The organism is Sphingobium cupriresistens LL01, assembly GCF_001046645.1.
GTDB lineage: Bacteria > Pseudomonadota > Alphaproteobacteria > Sphingomonadales > Sphingomonadaceae > Sphingobium > Sphingobium cupriresistens.
Genome location: NZ_KQ130436.1, coordinates 385,092 through 405,396, shown reverse-complemented (window position 1 = coordinate 405,396; position 20,305 = coordinate 385,092). Strand labels below are relative to the sequence as shown.

Annotated in this window: 21 protein-coding genes; 10 read left to right on the top strand and 11 right to left on the bottom strand. The window is 61.6% G+C overall.

Annotation, left to right across the window (positions count from 1 at the left end):
* Window positions 1-26 precede the first annotated feature (26 nt).
* A complete protein-coding gene (locus V473_RS18410; RefSeq protein WP_066608472.1) occupies window positions 27-1,187 on the top strand; it encodes an acyl-CoA dehydrogenase family protein in 1,161 nt (386 codons plus the stop codon).
* Between the two features lie 83 nt (window positions 1,188-1,270).
* Here V473_RS18410 and V473_RS18405 read toward each other — a convergent pair whose 3' ends face one another.
* From V473_RS18405 to V473_RS18380, 6 genes are all read right to left on the bottom strand, one after another.
* Window positions 1,271-1,537: a hypothetical protein gene (locus tag V473_RS18405; protein ID WP_066608470.1), complete on the bottom strand. Its 267-nt coding sequence runs from the start codon at window positions 1,535-1,537 to the stop codon at window positions 1,271-1,273.
* 200 nt (window positions 1,538-1,737) lie between these two features.
* The gene (locus tag V473_RS18400) at window positions 1,738-2,616 is read right to left on the bottom strand and encodes an alpha/beta fold hydrolase (protein WP_066608468.1); all 879 of its coding nucleotides are present in this window, start codon (window positions 2,614-2,616) and stop codon (window positions 1,738-1,740) included.
* Between the two features lie 20 nt (window positions 2,617-2,636).
* The gene (locus V473_RS18395) at window positions 2,637-3,338 is read right to left on the bottom strand and encodes a nitroreductase (RefSeq protein ID WP_201785551.1); all 702 of its coding nucleotides are present in this window, start codon (window positions 3,336-3,338) and stop codon (window positions 2,637-2,639) included.
* Window positions 3,339-3,358: 20 nt separating this feature from the next.
* Entirely contained in the window at window positions 3,359-4,402 is a 1,044-nt protein-coding gene (locus tag V473_RS18390; protein ID WP_169793957.1) for an NADP-dependent oxidoreductase, read from the bottom strand.
* 36 nt (window positions 4,403-4,438) lie between these two features.
* Complete coding sequence (locus tag V473_RS18385) at window positions 4,439-4,657, bottom strand: hypothetical protein (RefSeq protein WP_148648449.1); 219 nt, start codon at window positions 4,655-4,657, stop codon at window positions 4,439-4,441.
* Window positions 4,658-4,741: 84 nt separating this feature from the next.
* Window positions 4,742-6,292, bottom strand: coding sequence for a 4-hydroxyphenylacetate 3-hydroxylase family protein (locus V473_RS18380; RefSeq protein ID WP_244884491.1), 1,551 nt, complete (start codon window positions 6,290-6,292; stop codon window positions 4,742-4,744).
* A 133-nt stretch (window positions 6,293-6,425) separates the two neighbouring features.
* On the opposite strand from V473_RS18380, the gene V473_RS18375 reads away from it, so the two are divergent.
* The gene (locus V473_RS18375; RefSeq protein WP_066608459.1) at window positions 6,426-7,439 is read left to right on the top strand and encodes an AraC family transcriptional regulator; all 1,014 of its coding nucleotides are present in this window, start codon (window positions 6,426-6,428) and stop codon (window positions 7,437-7,439) included.
* Here the strand turns inward: V473_RS18375 and V473_RS23680 are convergent.
* The 3 genes from V473_RS23680 to V473_RS18360 form a co-directional block, all read right to left on the bottom strand.
* Window positions 7,426-8,550 (bottom strand): glycosyltransferase family protein, encoded by a 1,125-nt coding sequence (locus tag V473_RS23680; protein WP_148648448.1) that lies wholly within the window; start codon window positions 8,548-8,550, stop codon window positions 7,426-7,428. The two genes, V473_RS18375 and V473_RS23680, sit on opposite strands and share 14 nt — an antisense overlap.
* A gap of 1 nt (window position 8,551) precedes the next feature.
* A complete protein-coding gene (locus V473_RS18365) occupies window positions 8,552-9,412 on the bottom strand; it encodes a polysaccharide pyruvyl transferase family protein (RefSeq protein ID WP_148648447.1) in 861 nt (286 codons plus the stop codon).
* A gap of 117 nt (window positions 9,413-9,529) precedes the next feature.
* Window positions 9,530-10,819 (bottom strand): Hint domain-containing protein, encoded by a 1,290-nt coding sequence (locus tag V473_RS18360; RefSeq protein WP_216628557.1) that lies wholly within the window; start codon window positions 10,817-10,819, stop codon window positions 9,530-9,532.
* 490 nt (window positions 10,820-11,309) lie between these two features.
* Between V473_RS18360 and V473_RS18355 the strand changes: the two genes are divergently transcribed.
* Both V473_RS18355 and V473_RS18350 read left to right on the top strand, forming a co-directional pair.
* Window positions 11,310-11,741 (top strand): helix-turn-helix domain-containing protein, encoded by a 432-nt coding sequence (locus V473_RS18355; protein ID WP_148648446.1) that lies wholly within the window; start codon window positions 11,310-11,312, stop codon window positions 11,739-11,741.
* 316 nt (window positions 11,742-12,057) lie between these two features.
* On the top strand, window positions 12,058-12,462 hold the full coding sequence (locus V473_RS18350) for a hypothetical protein (RefSeq protein ID WP_066608448.1): 405 nt from the start codon (window positions 12,058-12,060) through the stop codon (window positions 12,460-12,462).
* A 61-nt stretch (window positions 12,463-12,523) separates the two neighbouring features.
* On the opposite strand, the gene V473_RS18345 is transcribed toward V473_RS18350, so the two are convergent.
* Together V473_RS18345 and V473_RS18340 are read right to left on the bottom strand one after the other, a co-directional pair.
* On the bottom strand, window positions 12,524-13,309 hold the full coding sequence (locus V473_RS18345; RefSeq protein ID WP_066608446.1) for an SDR family oxidoreductase: 786 nt from the start codon (window positions 13,307-13,309) through the stop codon (window positions 12,524-12,526).
* Window positions 13,310-13,337: 28 nt separating this feature from the next.
* Window positions 13,338-14,789: an aldehyde dehydrogenase family protein gene (locus V473_RS18340; RefSeq protein WP_066608435.1), complete on the bottom strand. Its 1,452-nt coding sequence runs from the start codon at window positions 14,787-14,789 to the stop codon at window positions 13,338-13,340.
* A gap of 115 nt (window positions 14,790-14,904) precedes the next feature.
* Between V473_RS18340 and V473_RS18335 the strand changes: the two genes are divergently transcribed.
* The 6 genes from V473_RS18335 (at window position 14,905) to V473_RS18310 (ending at window position 20,303) form a co-directional block, all read left to right on the top strand.
* Window positions 14,905-15,456 carry a TetR/AcrR family transcriptional regulator gene (locus V473_RS18335; protein WP_169793955.1) on the top strand — a complete coding sequence of 184 codons (552 nt, stop codon included), beginning with the start codon at window positions 14,905-14,907 and terminating at the stop codon, window positions 15,454-15,456.
* Window positions 15,457-15,556: 100 nt separating this feature from the next.
* Window positions 15,557-16,318, top strand: coding sequence for an SDR family NAD(P)-dependent oxidoreductase (locus V473_RS18330; RefSeq protein ID WP_244884487.1), 762 nt, complete (start codon window positions 15,557-15,559; stop codon window positions 16,316-16,318).
* A 12-nt stretch (window positions 16,319-16,330) separates the two neighbouring features.
* On the top strand, window positions 16,331-16,996 hold the full coding sequence (locus V473_RS18325) for an SDR family oxidoreductase (RefSeq protein WP_066608426.1): 666 nt from the start codon (window positions 16,331-16,333) through the stop codon (window positions 16,994-16,996).
* A gap of 42 nt (window positions 16,997-17,038) precedes the next feature.
* A complete protein-coding gene (locus tag V473_RS18320; RefSeq protein ID WP_066608423.1) occupies window positions 17,039-17,974 on the top strand; it encodes an NAD(P)H-dependent flavin oxidoreductase in 936 nt (311 codons plus the stop codon).
* Window positions 17,975-18,006: 32 nt separating this feature from the next.
* Window positions 18,007-19,245, top strand: a complete 1,239-nt coding sequence (locus V473_RS18315) for an acyl-CoA dehydrogenase family protein (RefSeq protein WP_066608421.1) — start codon at window positions 18,007-18,009, stop codon at window positions 19,243-19,245.
* On the top strand, window positions 19,242-20,303 hold the full coding sequence (locus tag V473_RS18310; protein ID WP_066608419.1) for a phosphotransferase: 1,062 nt from the start codon (window positions 19,242-19,244) through the stop codon (window positions 20,301-20,303). Before V473_RS18315 ends, V473_RS18310 begins: the two co-directional genes overlap by 4 nt.
* Window positions 20,304-20,305 lie beyond the last annotated feature (2 nt).

Sequence of the window (20,305 nt, the reverse complement as noted above, 5' to 3'; positions counted from 1 at the left end):
TCGCCCCATGCTGCAAAGGCACTGCGATGACGCTCGAATTTTCCCAGCCCGCCTATATGGCCGATGAAGAACTGACCATGTTCCACGATGCGGTCGGGAAATTCCTCGATCAACATGCCCCTGCCGAACGGATGGAAAAATGGCGCGAGGACGGACAGGTCGAACGCGCCTTCTGGCGTGAAGCGGGCGCGGCGGGACTATTGGGTGTCTCCGTGCCGGAGGCCTATGGTGGCCATGGCGGCGACTTCCGCCATGACCTCGTCGTTGTGGACCAGATTGCGCGCAAGGGCACCGATGGCTTCGCGGCCTCGCTGCACAATGTCATCGTCGCCCCCTATATCCAGCTTCACGGGACGGAGGAACAGAAGCAGCGCTGGCTGCCCCGCATGGTCGCCGGCGATTTGGTCACGGCCATCGCCATGAGCGAACCGGGCGCGGGCTCTGATCTTCAGGCGATCCGCACCACCGCGCTCAAGGATGGCAACGGCTATCGCATCAACGGGTCCAAAACCTTCATTTCCAACGGCCAGATCGCGGACCTGATCGTCGTCGTGGCCAAGACCGATCCGACCAAGGGCGCGCGCGGCGTGTCGCTGCTGGTGGTGGAAACCGATGAGGTGGAGGGTTTTCGCCGGGGTCAGAATCTCGACAAGATCGGCAATGAAGCGCAGGATACGTCCGAGCTTTTCTTCGATGACGTCTGGGTGCCCGCGCAAAATCTGCTGGGCGCGGAAGAGGGCAAGGGCTTTTTTCAACTGATGGCCGAATTGCCCCGCGAACGGTTGCTGATCGCGATCACCAGCGTCATCGTCATGGAAAAGGCGCTGGCGCTCACCATCGACTATACCAAGCAGCGCAAGGCGTTCGGCCAGCCGATCTTCGATTTCCAGAACAGCCAGTTCAAGATCGCCGAAATGTACAGCAAGGCGCGCATCGCCCGCACCTTCATCAACGATTGCATCCAAAAGGCCATTGACGGCACGCTGGACGATACGACGTCGGCAATCGCGAAATTATGGGCGACCGATACCGAATGGGAAATCGTCGACCAGTGCCTGCAGCTGCATGGCGGCTATGGCTATATCAACGAATATCCCATTGCCCGCATGTTCCGCAACTCGCGGATCAGCCGCATCTATGGCGGATCGAACGAGATCATGAAAATGCTGATCGCGCGCGCGTTGTAACGCCGCGCGCCCGGCATCCCAAGGCAACGAAAAGGGGCCAGCCGGTCATTACCGGCTGGCCCCTTTTTTGCGTCGATCCGCGATCAGTTCAGCTTCGACACTTCCTGACGGGTCAGCGACGTCATCACGCCGTCCTGCGCCATCATGACCTTGTCAGCGGGAATGGTGACGAATTTCGAGCGATAGATCAACTGGACCGATCCGTCGGGATAAACGCGATCAATCTTGCCCAGGCGCACATTTGCCGCATCGCGGATCGTGGTGCCTTCCTTCGGCGCGGCGGCAACGGTCTGCGCCATGGCGGGCGCGGCAATGGCGATCGCAGCGGCAAGAGCAAATAGGATACGCATCGGACTTTCCCTCTGTTTTCAAATATCTGGGGCAGGATTCCCATATCCTGCCGATTTAATAAGCAAGCATAGCATTAGCTCGCTCATCATTTCAAGAATTTTTGTTGCACGGCAGCATGGCCGACAATCGCCAGCCGCATAAGCTCGATCATTTGTCTGTATGACGCTGCGCCGTCCCCCGGCCAATAGCGCCGCCGATGTTAAAGAAAGGCGCGCAGCGTGGCGATGAACTGGTCGAACTGGTCGTGATGCAACCAATGGCCCGCATGGTCGAATGTCTGGACCGACGCATCGCGAAAATGGACATCCAGCCCCGCTTCGGAGGGATTTTCGGCCCAACTGTCATTGCCATAGCATAGGAGGGTCGGACAGGTGATCGCGCCCCACAGCGCATGGAGTTCGGCGGGGCTGATGTCCACGGGCGGGCCGCTGCGCACATAATTGTCGAATTTCCAGCTGAAACTGCCATCCTCGTTCCGGGCAACGCCGTGAATGGTCAGGTGTCGCGCCTGCGCCTCGCTCAAATGGCTGTTCTCGCCCTGCATCCGCGCCAGCGCTTCCTCGATCGAGGCGTATCGGCGCGGCTGGCGCGCGGCCAGCCCGCGCCGTTCCTCGATCCAGTCGCGCCATAGCGCGCTGAAAGACTTGTCGACGCCCATGCCCGTCGCCACCGATGGCAGGCCCAGTCCCTCTATCGCCACCAGTTTGCGCACGCGCTCTGGATAAAGGCCGGCATAGCGCAGCGAAATCGCGCCGCCGAGCGAATGGGCGACGATGGTGACCGGCGCATCTCCCTGCTGGTGGATCAACTGCGCCAGATCGCAGATGAAATAGGGCATGGTATAGGCGCCGTCCGGCGACCAGGCGCTGTCGCCATGGCCGCGCAGGTCGGGGCAGATGATGTGCCAGTCGTCACGCAGCGCCTGCGCCACCTGATCCCAGCTGCGCGCATGGTCGCGCCCGCCATGGACCAGAATCAGCGTGGGCGCCGCCGCATTGCCCCAGTCCAGATAGTTGAGGCGCAGCCGTTGCGACACGAAACTGTGCGATGTGGGACCAAGGGGGGCAGGCGTGGACATGGCGATATTCCCTGAAGGCTTCAGTCGTGCAGGACGACGGTTTCCGACAGGGGCGCCCGGTCGGTAATCGCTGCCGTAGACGGATGATCCGCGTCGGGATAGCCAAAGCTCAGGCCGAACAGGCAGATCAGATCGTCCGACACGCCCAGTTCGCGCTTGATGGCGCTGGCATAATGGCTGATCGCCCCCTGCGCGCAGGATCCCAGTCCATGTGCGGTCAGCGCCAGCATCAACGTCTGCGCATACATGCCGACATCCGCCGCCTCGCGCAGCCCGAAATAACGCGGCATGAAGAAAAAGGCGGCGTGCGGCGCGTCGAACAGTTCGAAATTGCGCAGGAAGGATATTTCGCGCGCCTGCTGGTCGTTGCGGCCGACGCCCGTAGCTTCGAACAACGCAACCGCCGAACCGATCCGCCGGGACTTGTACTGATCGACATAGGTGGACGTCAGCGGCACGTCGGGGTCCAGCGCGCCGGCCTTCGCCTGCTCCAGCAGCACGGCGCGAATGCGTTCCAACGTCTCGCCCGACACGACATGGGTGATCCATGGCTGCGCGTTGCAGTTGGACGGTGCGCGCCCTGCCACCGTGAACAGTCGCGCGATCAGGTCGGCGGGCAGGGCGGTGGGCAGAAAGGCGCGGACCGACCGCCGTTCCGCAACGATCCCGTCATATATGTCGGCGCGCATATCGGCCCTGCTCCTGTCGATAATATCGGTCATATGGCCTCCCATGGCCGTTGTCACGGCGTTGCAGATGATAGGGCGCGTGCGGGCGCGAATGGATCGGGCGCCAACTGAAGCACGGTTTTGCCCAGCTTGTCACCGCCCAGCAACCGGCGAAAAGCCGTCGGGCCATTGTGCAACCCGGCAACTATCGTCTCGTCCGACAGCAATTGCCCGGACTGGACCCATGCCCCCGCCTCCCTTTGATAACCGGGCAGCCGATCGACCGAATCGCTGGCGATGAAGCCCTCCAGCCGCAATCGGTTGGTGACGACCGCCATCAGATTGGGGCCGGGTTCGGGCGCCGCATCATTATATTGCGCGATCATGCCGCACATGATGACACGGCCACCCATCCGCATTCGGGGCAGGATGGCGGCCTGCATCGGCCCGCCGACATTTTCGAAGAATATGTCGACGCCGTCGGGGCAGGCGCGGTCCATTTGCGCGGAAAAGTCGCCCGCCGACCGGTCGATGGCCGCATCGAACCCCAGCCGCTCCTTCAGCATGGCGCATCGCGCCGCGCCGCTGGTCACGCCCACCACGCGCAAGCCGCGCAGCTTGCCGATCTGCCCGGCGATCGATCCCACCGCGCCCGATGCCGCCGTCACCAGCAGCGTTTCGCCCGGCTTTGGGCGCCCGATATCCTCAAGCCCCAGCCAGGCTGTGAAGCCCGTAAAGCCCAGCACGCCCAGATAGGCGGATAGCGGCACGCCGACCGGCACGATCGGAAAGGCCGATCTGCGCCCGACCACCGGATGCGTTTCCCACCCCGAAAAGGACCAGGCGAAGCTGCCGACCGGCAGGGTGTCGCAATCGCTCTCGATAATCTGTCCGACCGAATAGGTGCCCACCGTCTCACCGATTGCGAAGGGCGGGATATAGGATTTGCCCGCGCGCATCCGTATGCGCATGGCCGGATCGACCGATGTATAGATGGTCTGCATCCGCGCCTTGCCGGGCGGCAGCGGAGCGAAAGGCGCCTCGACCATCGCGAAATGCTCCGGTCCCGGCTCGCCTTCGGGCCGGGCGGCAAGCGTCATGCGGCGATTATGCGTCACGGGGGCGTTCCTTCTGATGGCAGGGGCGACCATGCGTCACGTCAGCATATGCTCGCGCATGTGGCGCGTGACCGCGCCACATGCGCGCTGCGCGATGTCCCGCCGTTCGGCGCTGCGCTGCGAAATGATGTAGATGAACCGGCCCGGTCCGATGATCGGCACCGGATATTGGCCATGCGTGCCCCGGATAGCAATGCTTCCGCCGGTCGCGTTCACTGAATTGGCGTTCGGACTGGTCCGGCATCGCCCCATCATGGCCGCGACGCGCCGAATTGACTATGATAGGATCGTCCGGTCGAAACCGGACCATCCCTTTTGCCAGCATTGACGGATCGCGCATCAGGCCGCGCCATGCTCCTGCTGCCGGATACCGGCCAGATCACGGGCATAGCCCTTCTTCCGCTCAACCTCCATGCCGCGCAATATCTGGATGCGCTGCGCCTGCGGGCTGCCCGCGCCATGCAGCGATTCGGTCAGATAGCCCACCGCATTGCGCCCCAGCGTCATATTCTCGACCAGCCGCAACATGCGCTGGCGAAACTCGATCGGCACATTCGCCCGGCCCTGAAAATATTTCTTCAGTATCGGCCCCGCGACGTCATGGTCGAAATCCTGTTCGCTGGGCAGCGTCACCATCAGCCCGCCCGCCAGATCCTGCGCCAGCCGGCTGATCTCATAGGGGAAGCGGGTGACATTATGCTTGCACACATTGGCCAGCATCGCGTCGTTCATGAAAATGCCAGACGGCAACTGCCTGGCTTCGTGGCTGGAGGCGATCGCGGACGAAAAGATCGTCTCGTTGAGATGCGTCATCTCGACCAGCTTGTCCTTCACATGGCTGGCGGCGTCGGCGCCATTATAGTCGGCGATGGCGGCGGCCGCGCCCACCATCACGTCGCCCAGCCCCGTCTTGCAGACGTAGGAGGCGCGGTGATAGGCGGTGAAGCGCGCCACCATTTCCTGCGCGAAGCCATATTCCCCGTCCATCAGCACATGCGCGTGCGGGATGAACACATCGTCGAACACGACCAGCACCTCCTGCCCGCCATATTGCGCATTGCCCTTGTCGATGTCGCCCGCTTCCATCGCCCGCGTGTCGCAGGACTGGCGACCATAAATATAGGTGATGCCCTCCGCATCCCCCGGCACCAGCCCGACGACGGCATAGTCCCTGTCCTTCTCGCCCATGTTCATCGTGGGCATCACCGCGATCCAGTGGCTGTTGAGGCCGCCGGTCATATGCGCCTTGGCCCCACGCACATAAATGCCCTTTTCGGTGCGGCGGCTGACATGCAGGAACAGGTCGGGATCGGCCTGCTCGCTTGGCCGCTTGGACCGGTCGCCTTTGGGATCGGTCATCCCCGCGCCCAGAATGATGTTGTTGCGCTGGGCCTCTTTCATGAAGTCCAGATAGCGCTGATGGTAGGAAGTCCCATGCGCCTGGTCGATGTCATAGGTGATCGAATGGAGCACGCTGATCGTGTCCAATCCCGCGCAACGCTGGAAACAGGTGCCGGTCAACTGGCCCATCCGCCGCTGCATCCGGTTTTTCATCACCAGATCGTGCGGACTGCCAACGATATGCAGGAAGCGATTGACCGGCGCGTCGATCAGCAGGGAATGGGCGGTGGCAAGGTCGGGGTCCTCCACTGCCAGGTCATAGGTGCGCTTCAACGCATTGATCGACGGGCGGATGATCGGATGATCGACAGGCTCGGCAACCAGTTCGCCGAACAGATATACGGTCACGCCGCGATTGCGCAGCGATGCGACATATTCATCGCCCGTCGTGATCGGCGCGAAGCGCGCCCAGCGCTCGGCGGCGCTCTCCTCGCGGCGCTGCACGCCGGTGTCGATACGGTCGGGAATATGCTCCATGCTGGTGGCCATGATGATCTCCTGGGTTTGCCGATCGTCGCGCGCCCTGTCGCGCCCGAACGAATTGACTCTGATCTAGGCTTCCCAGTCACGGGCCAACAGGTCAGTATGGGCGATCTAAACTCACCAAATCGGGCAAAACCGCATGGCCACGATCGACCGCTATTATTTCCATGTCTGCACCGACGGCGCACGTCGCCGCGGCGTGGATGTCGATCGGTTGCTGGCGTCGGCCGGAATCGCCCCGGCCCAGCTTCACGATCCCGCCTGGCGCGGCGACGTCGCCATGATGGCGCGGCTGGTGCGCGGCATCTGGAGCGCGCTCGGCGACGAATATATGGGCTATACCGCCCATGCCATGCCCCTCGGCGCCTTTGCCTTTGCCTGCGAATCCGCACTCGCCGGGCCTGGCGTGGCCGACGGGCTGCGCCGCGCCATTCGCTTCTATAATCTCGCCAGCCAGGATATTCACACCAGCCTGCACGACGAAGGCGACCGGCTGCGCGTCATCGTCCGTTTCGCCGATCCGGCGCGCGACCCCACCCATTATTTCAGCGAATTCTGGCTCATCATCTGGCACCGCCTCGCCTGCTGGCTGGCCGGGGAAACTGTGCCGATGCTGGAGGCGCATTTCGACTATCCGCGCCCCGACGCCTATTTCGAGGAGTTTAAATATCTCTTCCCCTGTCCGCGGCGCTTCGATGCGGGCGAACGCGCCATCGCGATGGACGCAGCGGCCCTGCACGGCCCGGTGCGCCGCAGCCGGGACGAATTGACGCAGATGCTGCGCGACGCGCCGCTGGCGATGATGTCGATCCCGGCGAGCGACCGCACCCTTGGCCGCAAGGTTCGGCTGATGCTGGCCCGCGATCCTGCCATGGGCGCGGACGGCGTGGCGCACGCGCTCGCCCTTCACCCCGACACGCTGCGCCGCCGCCTGCGCGGGGAAGGGAGCAGCCTGACCACCATCCGCGAAAATGTCCGCCGCGACCTCGCCACCCGCGACCTCGCCAGCACCGGCCGCAGCGTGGAGGCGATCGCCGCCGCCTTGGGCTATGCCGAACCGCGCAGTTTCACTCGCGCCTTCCATGTCTGGACCGGCATGAGTCCCTCCCGCTACCGACGCCGCCATCATCCCTCTGGAATCAGTGAGTCCTGAGCGTGGTTTGAAGCAGCGCCTCATATATATTAGCCAGCCGATGGCCAATATTGGACGGCGCAAGTTGTTGGGCGCGTCGATAATTCGCCATGCAACAGGCCCTGCGATCGTCGTGCGACAGAGCGCGCACTTCCCTCACAGCTCGTTTGAAATCATTGTCATCATCCGGGCGAAAAAGAAATCGATGGTTGATGGCTGGCAGCAGCTCCAAATGCTGACTCTCTCTTGGTGCGACATAGATGCCTCCTGCCGACAAAATGAGATGAGCGACGCCGGACGTCAGGAATTGCTCATACGCCAAAATGCAGCATGTCGCCCGTCGGATATGTTGCAGCGCATCAAGATCGGGAACATGCCCTAATTTCCACAGTACGTCGCGGCGATCAGCGAACTCGATTTGAAGGGAAGAGGCATCTTCGCCTTGACCCAGAATATTCAAGGTCAGGCCTTGGGAGGCAAGAAAGCCTGACGTTAAGACAGTCAGCGCTCTGGCAATTCCTTTTTGCCGACGAATTCTTCCAAAAATGAGCAATTCCGGGTCAGGCCCTTGCTCCAGTTGCGCCAGGACGTCGGCATCACGCTCGTAAATGCCGACAGAACTGGGATGCGGTACTTTGTGGATATTTTCCACTGCAACCCCGAACATTTCGCGTATCGCAACTGCGCTCGCTTCATTATGCACAATTATCGCATCTGCCTCGCGCAATAGGAATGCACGGGCATTGAGAAAGCAGACGCGAAATGGAATGACGTGCGGGTAGCGGTTGTGGATCGTTACCAAGAGCCGGCGGCCCGTTGCCCGGTAGGCTTTGATTTTCCTGGAGAAATGCTCGACAGCCATTTCGGCTTCCGCCACATTGGCGCAGCCTTTGAAGAGAAATTCCTCCCAATGAATATGAAGCAGGCTATGATCTGGCCAACGGGCGCTGCGATCCAGCAGCGCAGCCGGCCCTGCCTCGAAATGATAACGTCCCTGGCTACCGGCTGAAAGTAGTCGTAAATATTTGCTCTTGGCAGATACCGGACACGCAAAAACTTGAATGGAGGACGGCCGCCCACCCGCATTGTCCTGTCCCATCGCTTCCGACGGATTTTGGCTGAGAGCGGTCACCTCAGTGGAAGATGACGCCGCGGTGCCCCGCTGTCTTGGCTCGATTCATCTCCCGTTTCCAAGCCCGCTTCCGGGCAATCGACATGAACGGGCACGCATCAATCAGCCTGGCTCCATTTACCAGGGGTTCACTGGGTTCCATTAGCGTGCCCAATTTCAAGAACCGGCTCATATCCAGCGTGGTGGGTTGAACGTCATGGCAGCCGACAGACTCGAAATAATCTAAGAACTTGAAGTCGTCGCCTAACGGCAAGCTACTGGCTTTAAGCCAATATGCCGGAACCCCATAAGCATGAGCGCAGATTATCCCGTGCAATGAGCTGGATATGATGGACTTGCATGACAGGATATTTTGGACGACCTCGTCTATACCCGCCTGAATATCTATATGGAGCACCTTCTTGTTCGTTGCGATCGATACCGGCTCAATGACGCCAGCTTCGCGACAATGAAGGATGATGCCATAGTCATATATCTGTTCGATGTCCGGCCGATAAAGCAGAGGATAGAGCAGGGCGGGGTCGCCATAGACATCGGGGCATGAAACGCCCAAATCCATAAGACGCTTTCGCGTTTTAGGACCACGCACCGCGCAAAACTGCGCTGCTACCTTGGTCGGCGTGGTGACCGCGTCAATGAAACCCATGCCCCAAATGATGTCACTGGGCGACATGCGCGCCAGCCCGCTGCCGATCACCCGATATACAGGTCTATCTTCCCATCCCATGACGTCCTTAAGATGCGCTACCGGAAGGCCAGATAGTTTGCTGATGAGTTCGCGATTGAGCTTGTCGCCCCAATTATTTTTCACGGCCTTGTCGCGCGGCCAATTGGCGACGATGATGTTGCTGTCGTTGAACACATTCACCCCTTTTCGCGTACTGATCCGGCCACGAAGGCCCGGCGGTGATCGATCAAATGGAAATGCTGGGCGATGAGCCGGCGGCGCCTTGGGGGGCAAGGCGCCGCCGGCTTTGCATCATGCGCTTTGGCGCAGCGCGGGGGCGTCCTTTGCCAGCAGCATATCGGCGCGCTGCTCATAGCGTTTACGAAGGGCGACGCGCAGGTCCTTTTCGCGCACCGCGTGGAAACCAGGTCGATCGCCCTTGCGCCGGATGCGATCATCGGGCGTCAATTGGGTCACATTGGTGTTCTGGAAGAATTCCCGGTTGCCGCCGTCGGTGTAGGTTTCCGAATAGAGACCTTGTGCTTCAATCACATCGAAAGATTCGAGTTCGACATGATAATAGGACAGATGTTGCGCGGTCCTGTCGCGGAAAATCGTCTTGTCGTTCACCAGATCGTTCGCCCGGACCAACACCCCATCGACATATAGATGGTGCCATGGCGATACGCGCAGGTCTGCGTTGGGGACATCCGGCGCAATGGCGTCTTTCGAGATGACGATCGGCCAGAATTTGATGCGACTGGCTTCGGGAATGCGGCGAATCCAGTCGTGCCGATAACCGACCCACCGCACTTCGCGCAGGCCTCCCAGGCCTTGAACTTTGTCGCCGACTTGGATGTGTTCCACGGCCACAGGGCCGCGGTCGGTCTGGATCAACGAACCTTTGAAGAAGCAGACCGGCGCCACAAATTCACCGTCGACAAAAAAGCTCTCTGGATCGGCGACGATCGCGGCCGCCAGTTCCGGCGAAATATTCTCCAGATTATAGGTGAAACTGCCGCCCAGCAGGCCGCCTTCTTCGAAGGTGAGCGTCGCGCTGCCAGTGCCGCTGTCATAGGTGAAATCGCCGAAGTTATAGCCGTCGACAGCCAGGCTGTCTCCCCAACTGAAGCCGGTGACGTTCATGGATGTGACAGTGTCAATCAGACCATTTTGATAGGAAAAGGACCCAGCGCCGCTGCCCGAAAAATTCACTGTCTGCGTGCCCAGGCTCAATCCCAGAAGATCTGGTCCTTCGACCGAAATGGACGAGGTATCGCCCACTTCATAGGTTACGCCGGACAGCACCGACGCGCCTATGCTGCCATAGTCGATCGAAAGGTTGCCGCCATTAATGGCCGCGAACGTAGGGCTGGATCCAATGCCTACGGGCACGATAGTCTCGATGGATGCGCTCACCCCATCGACGGTCAAACTATGTGATCCGAGGGCAGTTATGTTGATGGTGTTGTCGGCGTCGGACGTATCCGTACCATCGATCACTACGTCGCTATCGCCTACATCAACATTCAAAATAGCCATGGACTTTCTCCCGTTGCCAATGAAGCTAGAGGATCTGCTCGCATGTGCAGTACATCCCAAGCTCTGGCAGTTTATCCATGAGGTGCACGGCCCTGTCTTGGTGAGTCTAATCCAAAATGAGAGCCATTTGTTTTGGAACATTGCAACTTGATGTGCGTTTACGCCGAAATAGTAAGTTATTTACTTTCAATTAACCGTAAATATTTTGCCAATGCGACATTCTATTTGCTTCGGATAGGCCTGCGTGCGACGATTGGCTCGATTGTTTGGCCGAAAATTTGAGTCGCCAAATGCAGACGCGCGCTATAAGCAGCGAATATGGCGGCGTCTGATCCGGATCATATTCTCACGTCACGCGAGCAGGCTGTGCTTTGCGTCAAGGAAGCTCTCGACATTTGTGACCTGTTAAATCTTCAGGATGCAGCGGTCCATCTACAGATGGGTTTGGATTTATTGGAAGGCCAGAGCGCGAGCGCTTGTCCTGATCGGTGTAATTCGCGATTGTAATGTCATTGGACTGTGGATACTTCTCTTTACGCAGGAGAAGATCATGGAAAAAGGTTCACCATCTGCGGGTTCGTCCTCTGCTGATGACCTCGCAGATGTCGCGACACATTATCTCAAACTCCGGCGGAAACGTGAATTGGCGTTTCCCAACCTTTTTTTTGATCCATCATGGGATATATTAATTGATCTCTACGCAGCGGCGGGCACGGGACATCAAGTGTCGGTCACGAGCGCCTGCATAGCGAGCAGGGCGCCCACCAGTACTGCGCTTCGCCATATCGACCGGATGATAGACTTGGGTTTGATTGCGCGGCGAAACGATCCCCAGGATGGCAGGCGCATCCATTTGCAGTTGACCGACGCGGGTAATGATCTGATCGAGACTTTCATATGTGGCCTTGCCAGGCTGGCGCAGCGCCGTCCGGCGATTTGCGATTGCGCGGCATCCTCAGTCGAAGACATGCGTGGAGGCTGAGATTGTCGGGGGTGAGCGGGGCATCCTGCTATACCCTGTAGAGCGCGCGCGTCCCTCAAAAGAATGGCATCCTTTATCGGCCCGCGCGCTTGAAAATGGATTGGGAAAAGATGCTGGGGATGCCGACCGTGCGTAGATTGCCTTGTGCGCCAGCTCCCAATGAGGCGCAAAGGGCGCGCAGGGCGGATTATAAGCGGAAAAAGGGAAAAGCTTGGCTTTACTTGCTGAGCCGATCCGCCAACCGATTTCGCCCTCCCATCGCGCGCCCACCAGAAAATACTTCCAATGTAGGATTTGATTTGCTTCACACTGTCGGATGACAACGCCCGACTCGTCTCAGATCGCCATCACCTTCACCCCGGTCCCGCTCACGCGGCAGCGGCATGATGGCTGGACGCCGGGGACGCAGCGGCGTTTCATCGATGCGCTGGGCGCTTTGGGTTCCGTGGGGCAGGCGGTGCGCGCCGTCGACATGACGCGAGCCAGCGCCTATCGGCTGCGCGCGCGGCCGGGCGCGGACAGTTTCGCCGCCGCCTGGGACCAGGCGATCGACATCGGGCGGGCGCGGATGTTCGACGTCGCGATGACCCGCGCGCTCGATGGGCACACCATCATCCGCATCACGCGCGGCGGGGCCTTCACGCTGGATCAGGGCGTAGCGCGCCATTTGGTCGCCGCCGCCATCCGCGACGCGCCGTCCCCGCCGCCAAACATGCCATAAGGTGACAGACGCGCCCGCCTTTTGCGGTGCCTTTGTCACTTTAAGCCGCGTCTTGCGCCTTTCAGTTGCGCAGCACCCATCCGCCATCGACATTGATGGTCTGGCCGGTGATCCACCCGCCCGCCGACGAACAGAGCAGCAGCAGCGCGCCGACCAGCTCGTCGGGCTGGCCCTTCATGCGCAACGGGATGCGCATCTTCATCATGTCGACCAGCGGCCCTTCTTCGGGGGTCAGCATCTTGCCCGCATCGCTCTGCGTCATGCCCGGCGCGATGGCGTTGACGGCGATGCCCCTGGGACCAAGTTCGGTCGCCAGCGTGGTCGTCAGCCCCAGCATCGCGACCTTGCTGACGCCATAGGCCGTCTGCGCCGGGAAGGCGCCTGCCGACAACTGGTTGACGATGCGCCCGTTCCCGCTCCTTTCCAGCAGGGGCAGGGCGGCGCGGCAGCAATTGACCGCGCCCTGCACATTGACCTCGATCAGCCGCCGCCACGCATCGACCGGCATGGCCAGCAAGGGCGTGCCGACCGATTCGACCATCAGCGCCGCATTATTGACCAATATGTCGACGCCGCCGAACGCCGCCTGCGCCGCCGCGACCATGGCGTCGACGGCGGGGATGTCGGTAATGTCCACCTGCACGGCTATCGCCTTGCCGCCCGCCGCGACGATTTCGTCGGCCACCAATGTCGCCCCCTCGCCATTGATGTCGGCGACCACCACTGCCGCCCCGGCCGCCGCCAGTCCCGTCGCATAGGCGCGGCCGATATTATTGCCCCGGCCGCCCGCGCCGGTGACGATCGCTACCTTGCCGTCCAGCCGAAATTGATCGATCGAAAATGTCATGTCGGGTCTTTCTGCTTGGTCCGCGGGTTCAGGCGATGGTGACGGTCTTGTAATGCAGGAATTCCTCGATCCCCGCCTTGCCGCCTTCCTTGCCGAAGCCGGAAATGCCGATCCCGCCAAAGGGTGTGTGTGCATTGATCTGGGTGGCGCCGTTCACATAGACGCCGCCTGCATGGAGTCGCTCGGCTAGGCGATGCACGCGCTTGAGGTCATTGGACTGGATGTAGGCGGCCAGCCCATATTCGCTATTGTTGGCGATGGCGACGGCTTCATCCTCGTCATGGAATTTCATGACGACGATTGCAGGCCCGAAAATCTCGACCTGCGCGATCTCGCTGTCCGGGTCAGCATCGGCGATGATCGTCGGCTCGACATAATTGCCCTTTGCCAATGCCCCGCCGCATCGGTTTCCGCCCATGACGAACCGGCCCGATCCTTCCGATCGCACCCGGTCGAACATGCCCAATACCCGGTCCACCGCCGCCGCATTGATGAGCGGCCCGACCTGCGTGCCTTCCTCGAACGGATTGCCGACCTTGTACCGGCTGGCGATCGCGGCCAGCTTTTCCACCACCGCGTCGTAAATATCGGCATGGACCAGCAACCGGGTGGGCAGCGCACAACCCTGGCCCGCCATTATGCCGATGGTCCAGAAAATCGCCCGCTCGCACGCTGCGTCTATGTCCGCGTCGGGGAACAGCAGGCTGGCCGACTTGCCGCCCAGTTCCATGATCGACGGTTTGATCCGGTCGGCGCACGCCGCCATGATCTTGCGTGCGGTGATGGGCCCGCCGGTAAAGGTGATAAGGCCCACTTTGGGATGCCGCACCAGCGCTTCGCCCGCTTCCGCCGTGCCCGGCAGGATCGACAGCACGCCGTCGGGCACTCCCGCTTCCCTTGCCAGTCGCGCGAACAGTTCGGGTGCGAAGGGGGTGAGTTCGGCGGGCTTGACGATCACGCAATTGCCCGCCGCCAGCGCCGGGCCGACCTTCATGCCCAGCGATATGAGCGGGCCGTTCCAGGTGATGATGATGCCCACGATGCCGATCGGTTCGGGCATGGTATAGGAAAATTCGCCGCGCGTATCGAGCGTGGAGAGCATTTCCCCCGACAACTTGTCGCACCATCCGGCATAATAGCGGGTCCAGGCGACCGCCGTGCCGACGCTGCCCGTTCCCATCATCAACGGCGTGCCGCCATCCAGCGCGGCCATCTTGCCGAAATCCTGCGCATGGGTTTCGATCAGGTCGGCCAGCCGGTTCAGAATGGCGCGTCGTTCTTCGGGCTGCGTGCGGCGCCATCGTTCGCGCACCGACTCCGCCTTGGCGACTGCGCGTTCGATTTCGGCGGGACCGGCCAGCGGGATGCTCTGCTGCACCGCCCCCGTGACCGGGCTGACATGATCGTAACAGCCGCCCGAACCGGACGACAATATCTCATGACCGATATGCAGGCTGACGGTGGGAGCTTCCAGGTTCATCGCATTTCTCTCCTGAGACAGGGCATTAGTCCTCGTTCGAGTCGGGACCCTCCTGTAAGTAAACAGCGGTATACATGGGTTGTCAATCGCGACATGGGCTGACATGATGGCGACCATGTCAGACAGAAAAAGAGATGCGGACGCGACCCGCGACCGTATCCTGGTCGCCGCGCGGGACGTTTTTTCCCGCCACGGCTTTGGCGAAACCGGCGTGCGCGACATCGCCAAAGCTGCTGAAGTCAGCCCTGGCCTGGTCAGCCGCTATTTCGGGTCGAAGGAGGGGCTGTTCGAAGCGGCGCTGGAATCGGTGTTCGACCATCGGGCGCTCACCAGCGTGCCGCGCGACGATTTCGGTCACGCCCTGCTGGAACGGCTGATCGAACAGGATGGCGCGGGCGGCCATCCGCTCAACATGATGATGCTCTCCACCTCCGATCCGGGCGCGCGGGCGATTACCGAACGGCTGGTACGCACCCGCCTGGCTGCGCCGCTCGCCCAATGGTTCGGCACGGATGACGCGCAGGACCGGGCGGCGCGACTGCTGCTCGTAACCGCAGGACTATTTCTCTACCGCTCGGTCTTTCCGCTCGACCCGCTGACCGGCACGCTCAGCCCCGGTATGCGCGCCTGGCTGGAGGCGCAATTGCAGGCGATCGTCACGCCCTGATGCAAACATAGTTGACCTATATATCTATGTTGGTCCAAGGCATGGCGGAATCATAAGCGGGGCGAAGCGCTGGAACATGGATATTGCAAGGCTCTTTGATGTGAAAGGCAAGACCGCCCTTGTCACCGGCGGGTCGGGCGGCATCGGCTATATGATCGCGACCGCGCTGGTGCAGGCGGGGTGCCGGGTCGTCATCTGCTCGCGCAAGCAGACGGATATTGAGGCCGCCGCCGACCGCCTGCGCGCATTTGGCGCCGTCACCGCCATCGCCGCCGACATCGCCACCGAAGCGGGCGTGGCCAAAGTGGCCGCTGCCGTCAACGGCGCGGGCCCGCTGCATATCCTGGTCAACAATGCGGGGACCAGTTGGGGTGCGCCCATCGACCGGTTTCCCCGTGCGGGCTTTGAAAAAGTGCTCCAGCTCAATCTGCTCGCCCCGTTCGAGATGACGAAGGCGATGCTGCCCGCCCTGCGCGCCGCTGGCACGGCAGAAGATCCCGCCCGGATCATCAACATCGCCTCGATCGACGGGATGCAAGTGCCGCAATGGGAAAGCTATCCCTATTCCGCGACCAAGGCCGGCATCATCCATATGGGCCGTCACATGGGCAAGTTCCTGGCCGACGACCATATCAGCGTGAACACGATCGCACCGGGCTTCTTCCCCTCGAAGATGACGGCGTCGGTCGTCGATCTGGACAATGAAGCGGACATGGCCGCCGCCGCCTCGCCGCTCGGCGGGCGGATCGGCATGGCGGAAGATATTGGCGGCGCGGTGATCTACCTTTCCTCGCGGGCGGGCGCGTGGCTGTCGGGCGTCACCATTCCGGTGGGCGGCGGCCGTGGCACCATCGACAATTAAAGGACAAGAGATATGGGCAAGCCGATCATCGTCACGGGCGCAGCAGGCATTTTGGGAGCGGCCGTCGCGGCGCATCTGGCCACGCAGGGTCTGGACGTGGTGGGTATCGATCTGGCGGACAGCGCGCCAGATTTTCCCGGCACCTTCGTCGGCGGCGTCGACCTGACCGATACCCAGGCTACACTTGCCGCCTTCGCCCATCCGGCCCTCGCATCGGGCATAGCGGGCCTTGCCAGCATTGCTGGCGGCTTCCGCTGGGAAACGGTGATGGACGGCAGCCCGGACAGTTGGGATTTCCTTTACCGCATCAATGTCCGCACCGCGCTCAATGCCGCGCGCGCCGCCGTGCCGCTGATGCCCACGGGTGGCGCGATCGTCCATGTCGGCGCTGCCGCCACGGCCAAGGCGGCGATGGGCATGGGCGCCTATACCGCCAGTAAATCGGGCGTCGCGCGCCTGACCGAAGCGCTCGCCGAAGAGCATAAGGGGCAGGGTATCCGTGTGAATGCCGTCCTACCTTCTATTGTGGATACGCCCGCCAACCGCGCCGAGATGGGCGCAGCCGATGCGGCGAAATGGGTGACGCCGCTGGAATTGGCGCAGGTCGTCGCCTTCCTTTTGTCCGACGCCGCCACCGCCATCACCGGGGCCAGCCTGCCCGTCACTGGCCGCGTCTGACAATGCGCCATCATTCACTCATACACTGAAAGACTGTCAGCCATGTCGATGCCCGCCCTGCTCAAGGACCGCCTGACCATCCCCGCGATCGCCTCGCCGCTGTTCATCATTTCGCAGCCTGAACTGGTGATCGCGCAATGCCGGGCGGGCGTGGTCGGGTCTTTCCCCTCGCTCAACGCGCGGCCATCGGGCACATTCGAACAATGGCTGCAAAAACTCAGCAGCGCGTTGACAGACAAGGACGCGCCCTATGCCGTCAATCTGATCGTCCACGCCACCAATGCCAGGCTGGAGGAAGATCTGGCGCTTTGCGTCAAATATAAGGTGCCGATGGTCATCACGTCGCTGGGCGCGCGCACCGATGTGTTCGACGCGATCCACAGCTATGGCGGCATCGTCTTCCATGATGTCATCGACAATGCCTTCGCGAAAAAAGCGGTGGCCAAGGGGGCCGATGCGCTGGTCGCCGTCGCTTCGGGCGCGGGCGGCCATGCCGGTACGCTCTCGCCCTTCGCCCTGATCCAGGAAATCCGTAGCTGGTGGGACGGCCCGCTCGCCTTGTCGGGGGCGATCGCGACGGGCGACGCCATCCTGGCCGCACAGGCGATGGGGGCCGACCTTGCCTATATAGGCTCGGCCTTCATCGCGACGCAGGAAGCCAATGCGGAACCGGCCTACAAGCAGATGATCGTGGACGGTTCGGGGGAAGACATAGTCTATTCCAACCTCTTCACCGGCATCCATGGCAATTATCTCAAGCCGTCCATCGTGCGCGCCGGGCTGGACCCCGACAATCTGCCGCAATCCGATCCGTCGAAAATGGACTTCGCCGAATTGTCGGACGGCAAGAAGGCGTGGCGCGACATTTGGGGTTGCGGCCAGGGCATCGGCGCGCTCGACGCGGTTTTGCCGGTCGCCGCGCTGGTCGAAAAATTCGCCGGCCAATATTCCGCAGCCAAGGCACGCATTGCGGGTTGAGGCCCGAAACATCATTTTAACGGAGAACGGCCATGGCGGCAGTCGAAGCCAAGCAACAATATTCGCAGCGCGCGATGGACATTGCCGCGCGGGTGGAAACATTCGTGCGCGATGTCGTCATTCCCTATGAAAAGGACATGCGCCGCAACAGTCATGGACCGTCGGACGAACTGGTCGATGAACTCAAGGCGCTGGCCCGCGACGCGGGCGTCCTGACACCGCATATCCTGCCCGACGGCAGCCACCTGAACCAGCGTGACACCGCGCTGGTGCTGCGCAAGTCCGGCCTTTCGATCCTTGGTCCGGTCGCCTGCAACACCACGGCGCCCGACGAAGGCAATATGTATCTGCTCGGCAAGGTCGGCAGCGCCGACCTGAAGGAACGCTTTCTCAAGCCTCTGGTCGAAGGGCGGATGCGCTCGGCCTTCTTCATGACCGAACCGGCCGACGAGGACGGCGCGGGGTCGGACCCATCGATGATGAAGACGATCTGCCGCCTCGACGGCAATCACTGGGTCGTCAACGGTCGCAAGAAATTCATCACCGGCGCGGATGGCGCAGGGGTTGGCATCATCATGGCCAAGGCGGAGGGCGGATCGGCCGATGGCGGCGCGTGCATGTTCATGGTCGACCTGCCCGATCCGGCGATCAGGACGACCCGCGTGCTCGACACGATCGACGATGCGATGCCCGGCGGCCATGCGGAAATAGCGATCGACAATCTGCGCATTCCGGCCGACCAGATGCTCGGCGAGCCGGGCGAGGGGTTCAAATATGCGCAGGTCCGCCTCAGCCCTGCGCGCCTGTCCCACTGTATGCGCTGGCATGGCGTGGCCACCCGCGCCCATGAAATCGCGGTCGACTACGCCAACCGTCGCAAGGCTTTTTCCAAACAGTTGATCGATCATGAAGGGGTCGGCTTCATGCTGGCGGAAAATATGATCGACCTCAAACAATCGGAACTGATGATCGACTGGTGCGCCGATGTGCTGGACAGCGGCAGCCTTGGCACCGTAGAAAGCTCGATGGCCAAGGTCGCGGTGTCCGAAGCGCTCAGCCGGATCGCCGATCGCTGCGTTCAGGTGCTGGGCGGCACAGGCGTGACCCGCGACACGATGGTGGAGGCTTTCTACCGCGAAATCCGCGCCTTCCGCATCTATGACGGCCCGACCGAAGTGCATAAATGGAGCCTGGCCAAGAAGATCAAGCGCGATTGGAAACACGCCCAGGGCGCAGCCTTGGAAGCTACCCCGGCGATGGAGGTTCGATGAGCTTCGAGGATCAAAAGGGCACCAGCGCCGTGCGCGACCAGCATCGTTTCGATGAAGCGGCGTTGGCGGCGTGGATGACTGCCAATGTTGCGGGCTATGAAGGACCGCTGACTGTCGAACAGTTCAAGGGCGGGCAATCCAACCCGACCTACAAGCTGGTGACACCCGGCCGCGCCTATGTGATGCGCCGCAAACCGCCCGGCCAACTGGTCAAGGGCGCCCATGCCGTCGATCGCGAGGCGCGGGTTCTGACTGCGATGGAAAAGGCGGATTTCCCAGTCGCCCATGTCCATGGTCTGTGCACCGACGACAGCGTCATCGGCACCTGGTTCTTCATCATGGATATGGTTGAAGGCCGCATCATGTGGGACGCAACCTTCCCCGATGTCGACCGCGAAGACCGTCCCGCCTATTTCGCCGCGATGAACGCCACCATCGCCGCTCTGCACAGGGTCGATTACAAGGCCGTGGGGCTGGAGGACTATGGCCGCCCAGGCAGCTATTTCGAGCGCCAGATCGCGCGCTGGACCAAACAATATCTGGCCGATGAGGAAGCGGGTCGCGATCCGCATATGGACCGGCTGATCGCCTGGCTGCCCACCGCCATCCCCGATGGGGAGGAGGTGTCGGTCGTCCATGGCGATTTCCGTTCGGACAATATGATCTTTCACGCCAGCGAACCGCGCATCGTCGCCGTGCTCGACTGGGAACTCTCGACGCTGGGCCATCCGCTCGCCGATTTCGCCTATCATGCGATGATGTACCGGATGCCGCCGCTGATCGTTCCGGGCCTTGCCGGGGCCGATCTTGCCGCGCTCAACATCCCCAGCGAAGAGGATTATGTCGCGGCCTATTGCCGCAACAGCGGCCGCGATTCCCTGCCCGGCTATGATTTTGCGATGGCGTTCAACTTCTTCCGCTTCGCCGCGATCATCCATGGCATCAAGGGACGCTACCTGCGCGGGACCGCCGCCAATGCGGAGGCAAAGACCCGCGCCGACGCTTTCCCGGCGCTGGCTGAACTGGCCTGGCAGCAGGCGGTGCGCGCGGGCGCCTGATG

Bases quoted from the DNA above. Each gene is read 5' to 3' on its own strand.
- V473_RS18410 (WP_066608472.1), top strand. From the start codon at position 27: ATGACGCTCGAATTTTCCCAGCCCGCCTATATGGCCGATGAAGAACTG.
- V473_RS18405 (WP_066608470.1), bottom strand. From the start codon at position 1,537: ATGCGTATCCTATTTGCTCTTGCCGCTGCGATCGCCATTGCCGCGCCC.
- V473_RS18400 (WP_066608468.1), bottom strand. From the start codon at position 2,616: ATGTCCACGCCTGCCCCCCTTGGTCCCACATCGCACAGTTTCGTGTCG.
- V473_RS18395 (WP_201785551.1), bottom strand. From the start codon at position 3,338: ATGACCGATATTATCGACAGGAGCAGGGCCGATATGCGCGCCGACATA.
- V473_RS18385 (WP_148648449.1), bottom strand. From the start codon at position 4,657: ATGATGGGGCGATGCCGGACCAGTCCGAACGCCAATTCAGTGAACGCG.
- V473_RS18380 (WP_244884491.1), bottom strand. From the start codon at position 6,292: ATGGCCACCAGCATGGAGCATATTCCCGACCGTATCGACACCGGCGTG.
- V473_RS18375 (WP_066608459.1), top strand. From the start codon at position 6,426: ATGGCCACGATCGACCGCTATTATTTCCATGTCTGCACCGACGGCGCA.
- V473_RS18355 (WP_148648446.1), top strand. From the start codon at position 11,310: ATGGAAAAAGGTTCACCATCTGCGGGTTCGTCCTCTGCTGATGACCTC.
- V473_RS18350 (WP_066608448.1), top strand. From the start codon at position 12,058: ATGACAACGCCCGACTCGTCTCAGATCGCCATCACCTTCACCCCGGTC.
- V473_RS18345 (WP_066608446.1), bottom strand. From the start codon at position 13,309: ATGACATTTTCGATCGATCAATTTCGGCTGGACGGCAAGGTAGCGATC.
- V473_RS18340 (WP_066608435.1), bottom strand. From the start codon at position 14,789: ATGAACCTGGAAGCTCCCACCGTCAGCCTGCATATCGGTCATGAGATA.
- V473_RS18335 (WP_169793955.1), top strand. From the start codon at position 14,905: ATGTCAGACAGAAAAAGAGATGCGGACGCGACCCGCGACCGTATCCTG.
- V473_RS18325 (WP_066608426.1), top strand. From the start codon at position 16,331: ATGGGCAAGCCGATCATCGTCACGGGCGCAGCAGGCATTTTGGGAGCG.
- V473_RS18320 (WP_066608423.1), top strand. From the start codon at position 17,039: ATGTCGATGCCCGCCCTGCTCAAGGACCGCCTGACCATCCCCGCGATC.
- V473_RS18315 (WP_066608421.1), top strand. From the start codon at position 18,007: ATGGCGGCAGTCGAAGCCAAGCAACAATATTCGCAGCGCGCGATGGAC.
- V473_RS18310 (WP_066608419.1), top strand. From the start codon at position 19,242: ATGAGCTTCGAGGATCAAAAGGGCACCAGCGCCGTGCGCGACCAGCAT.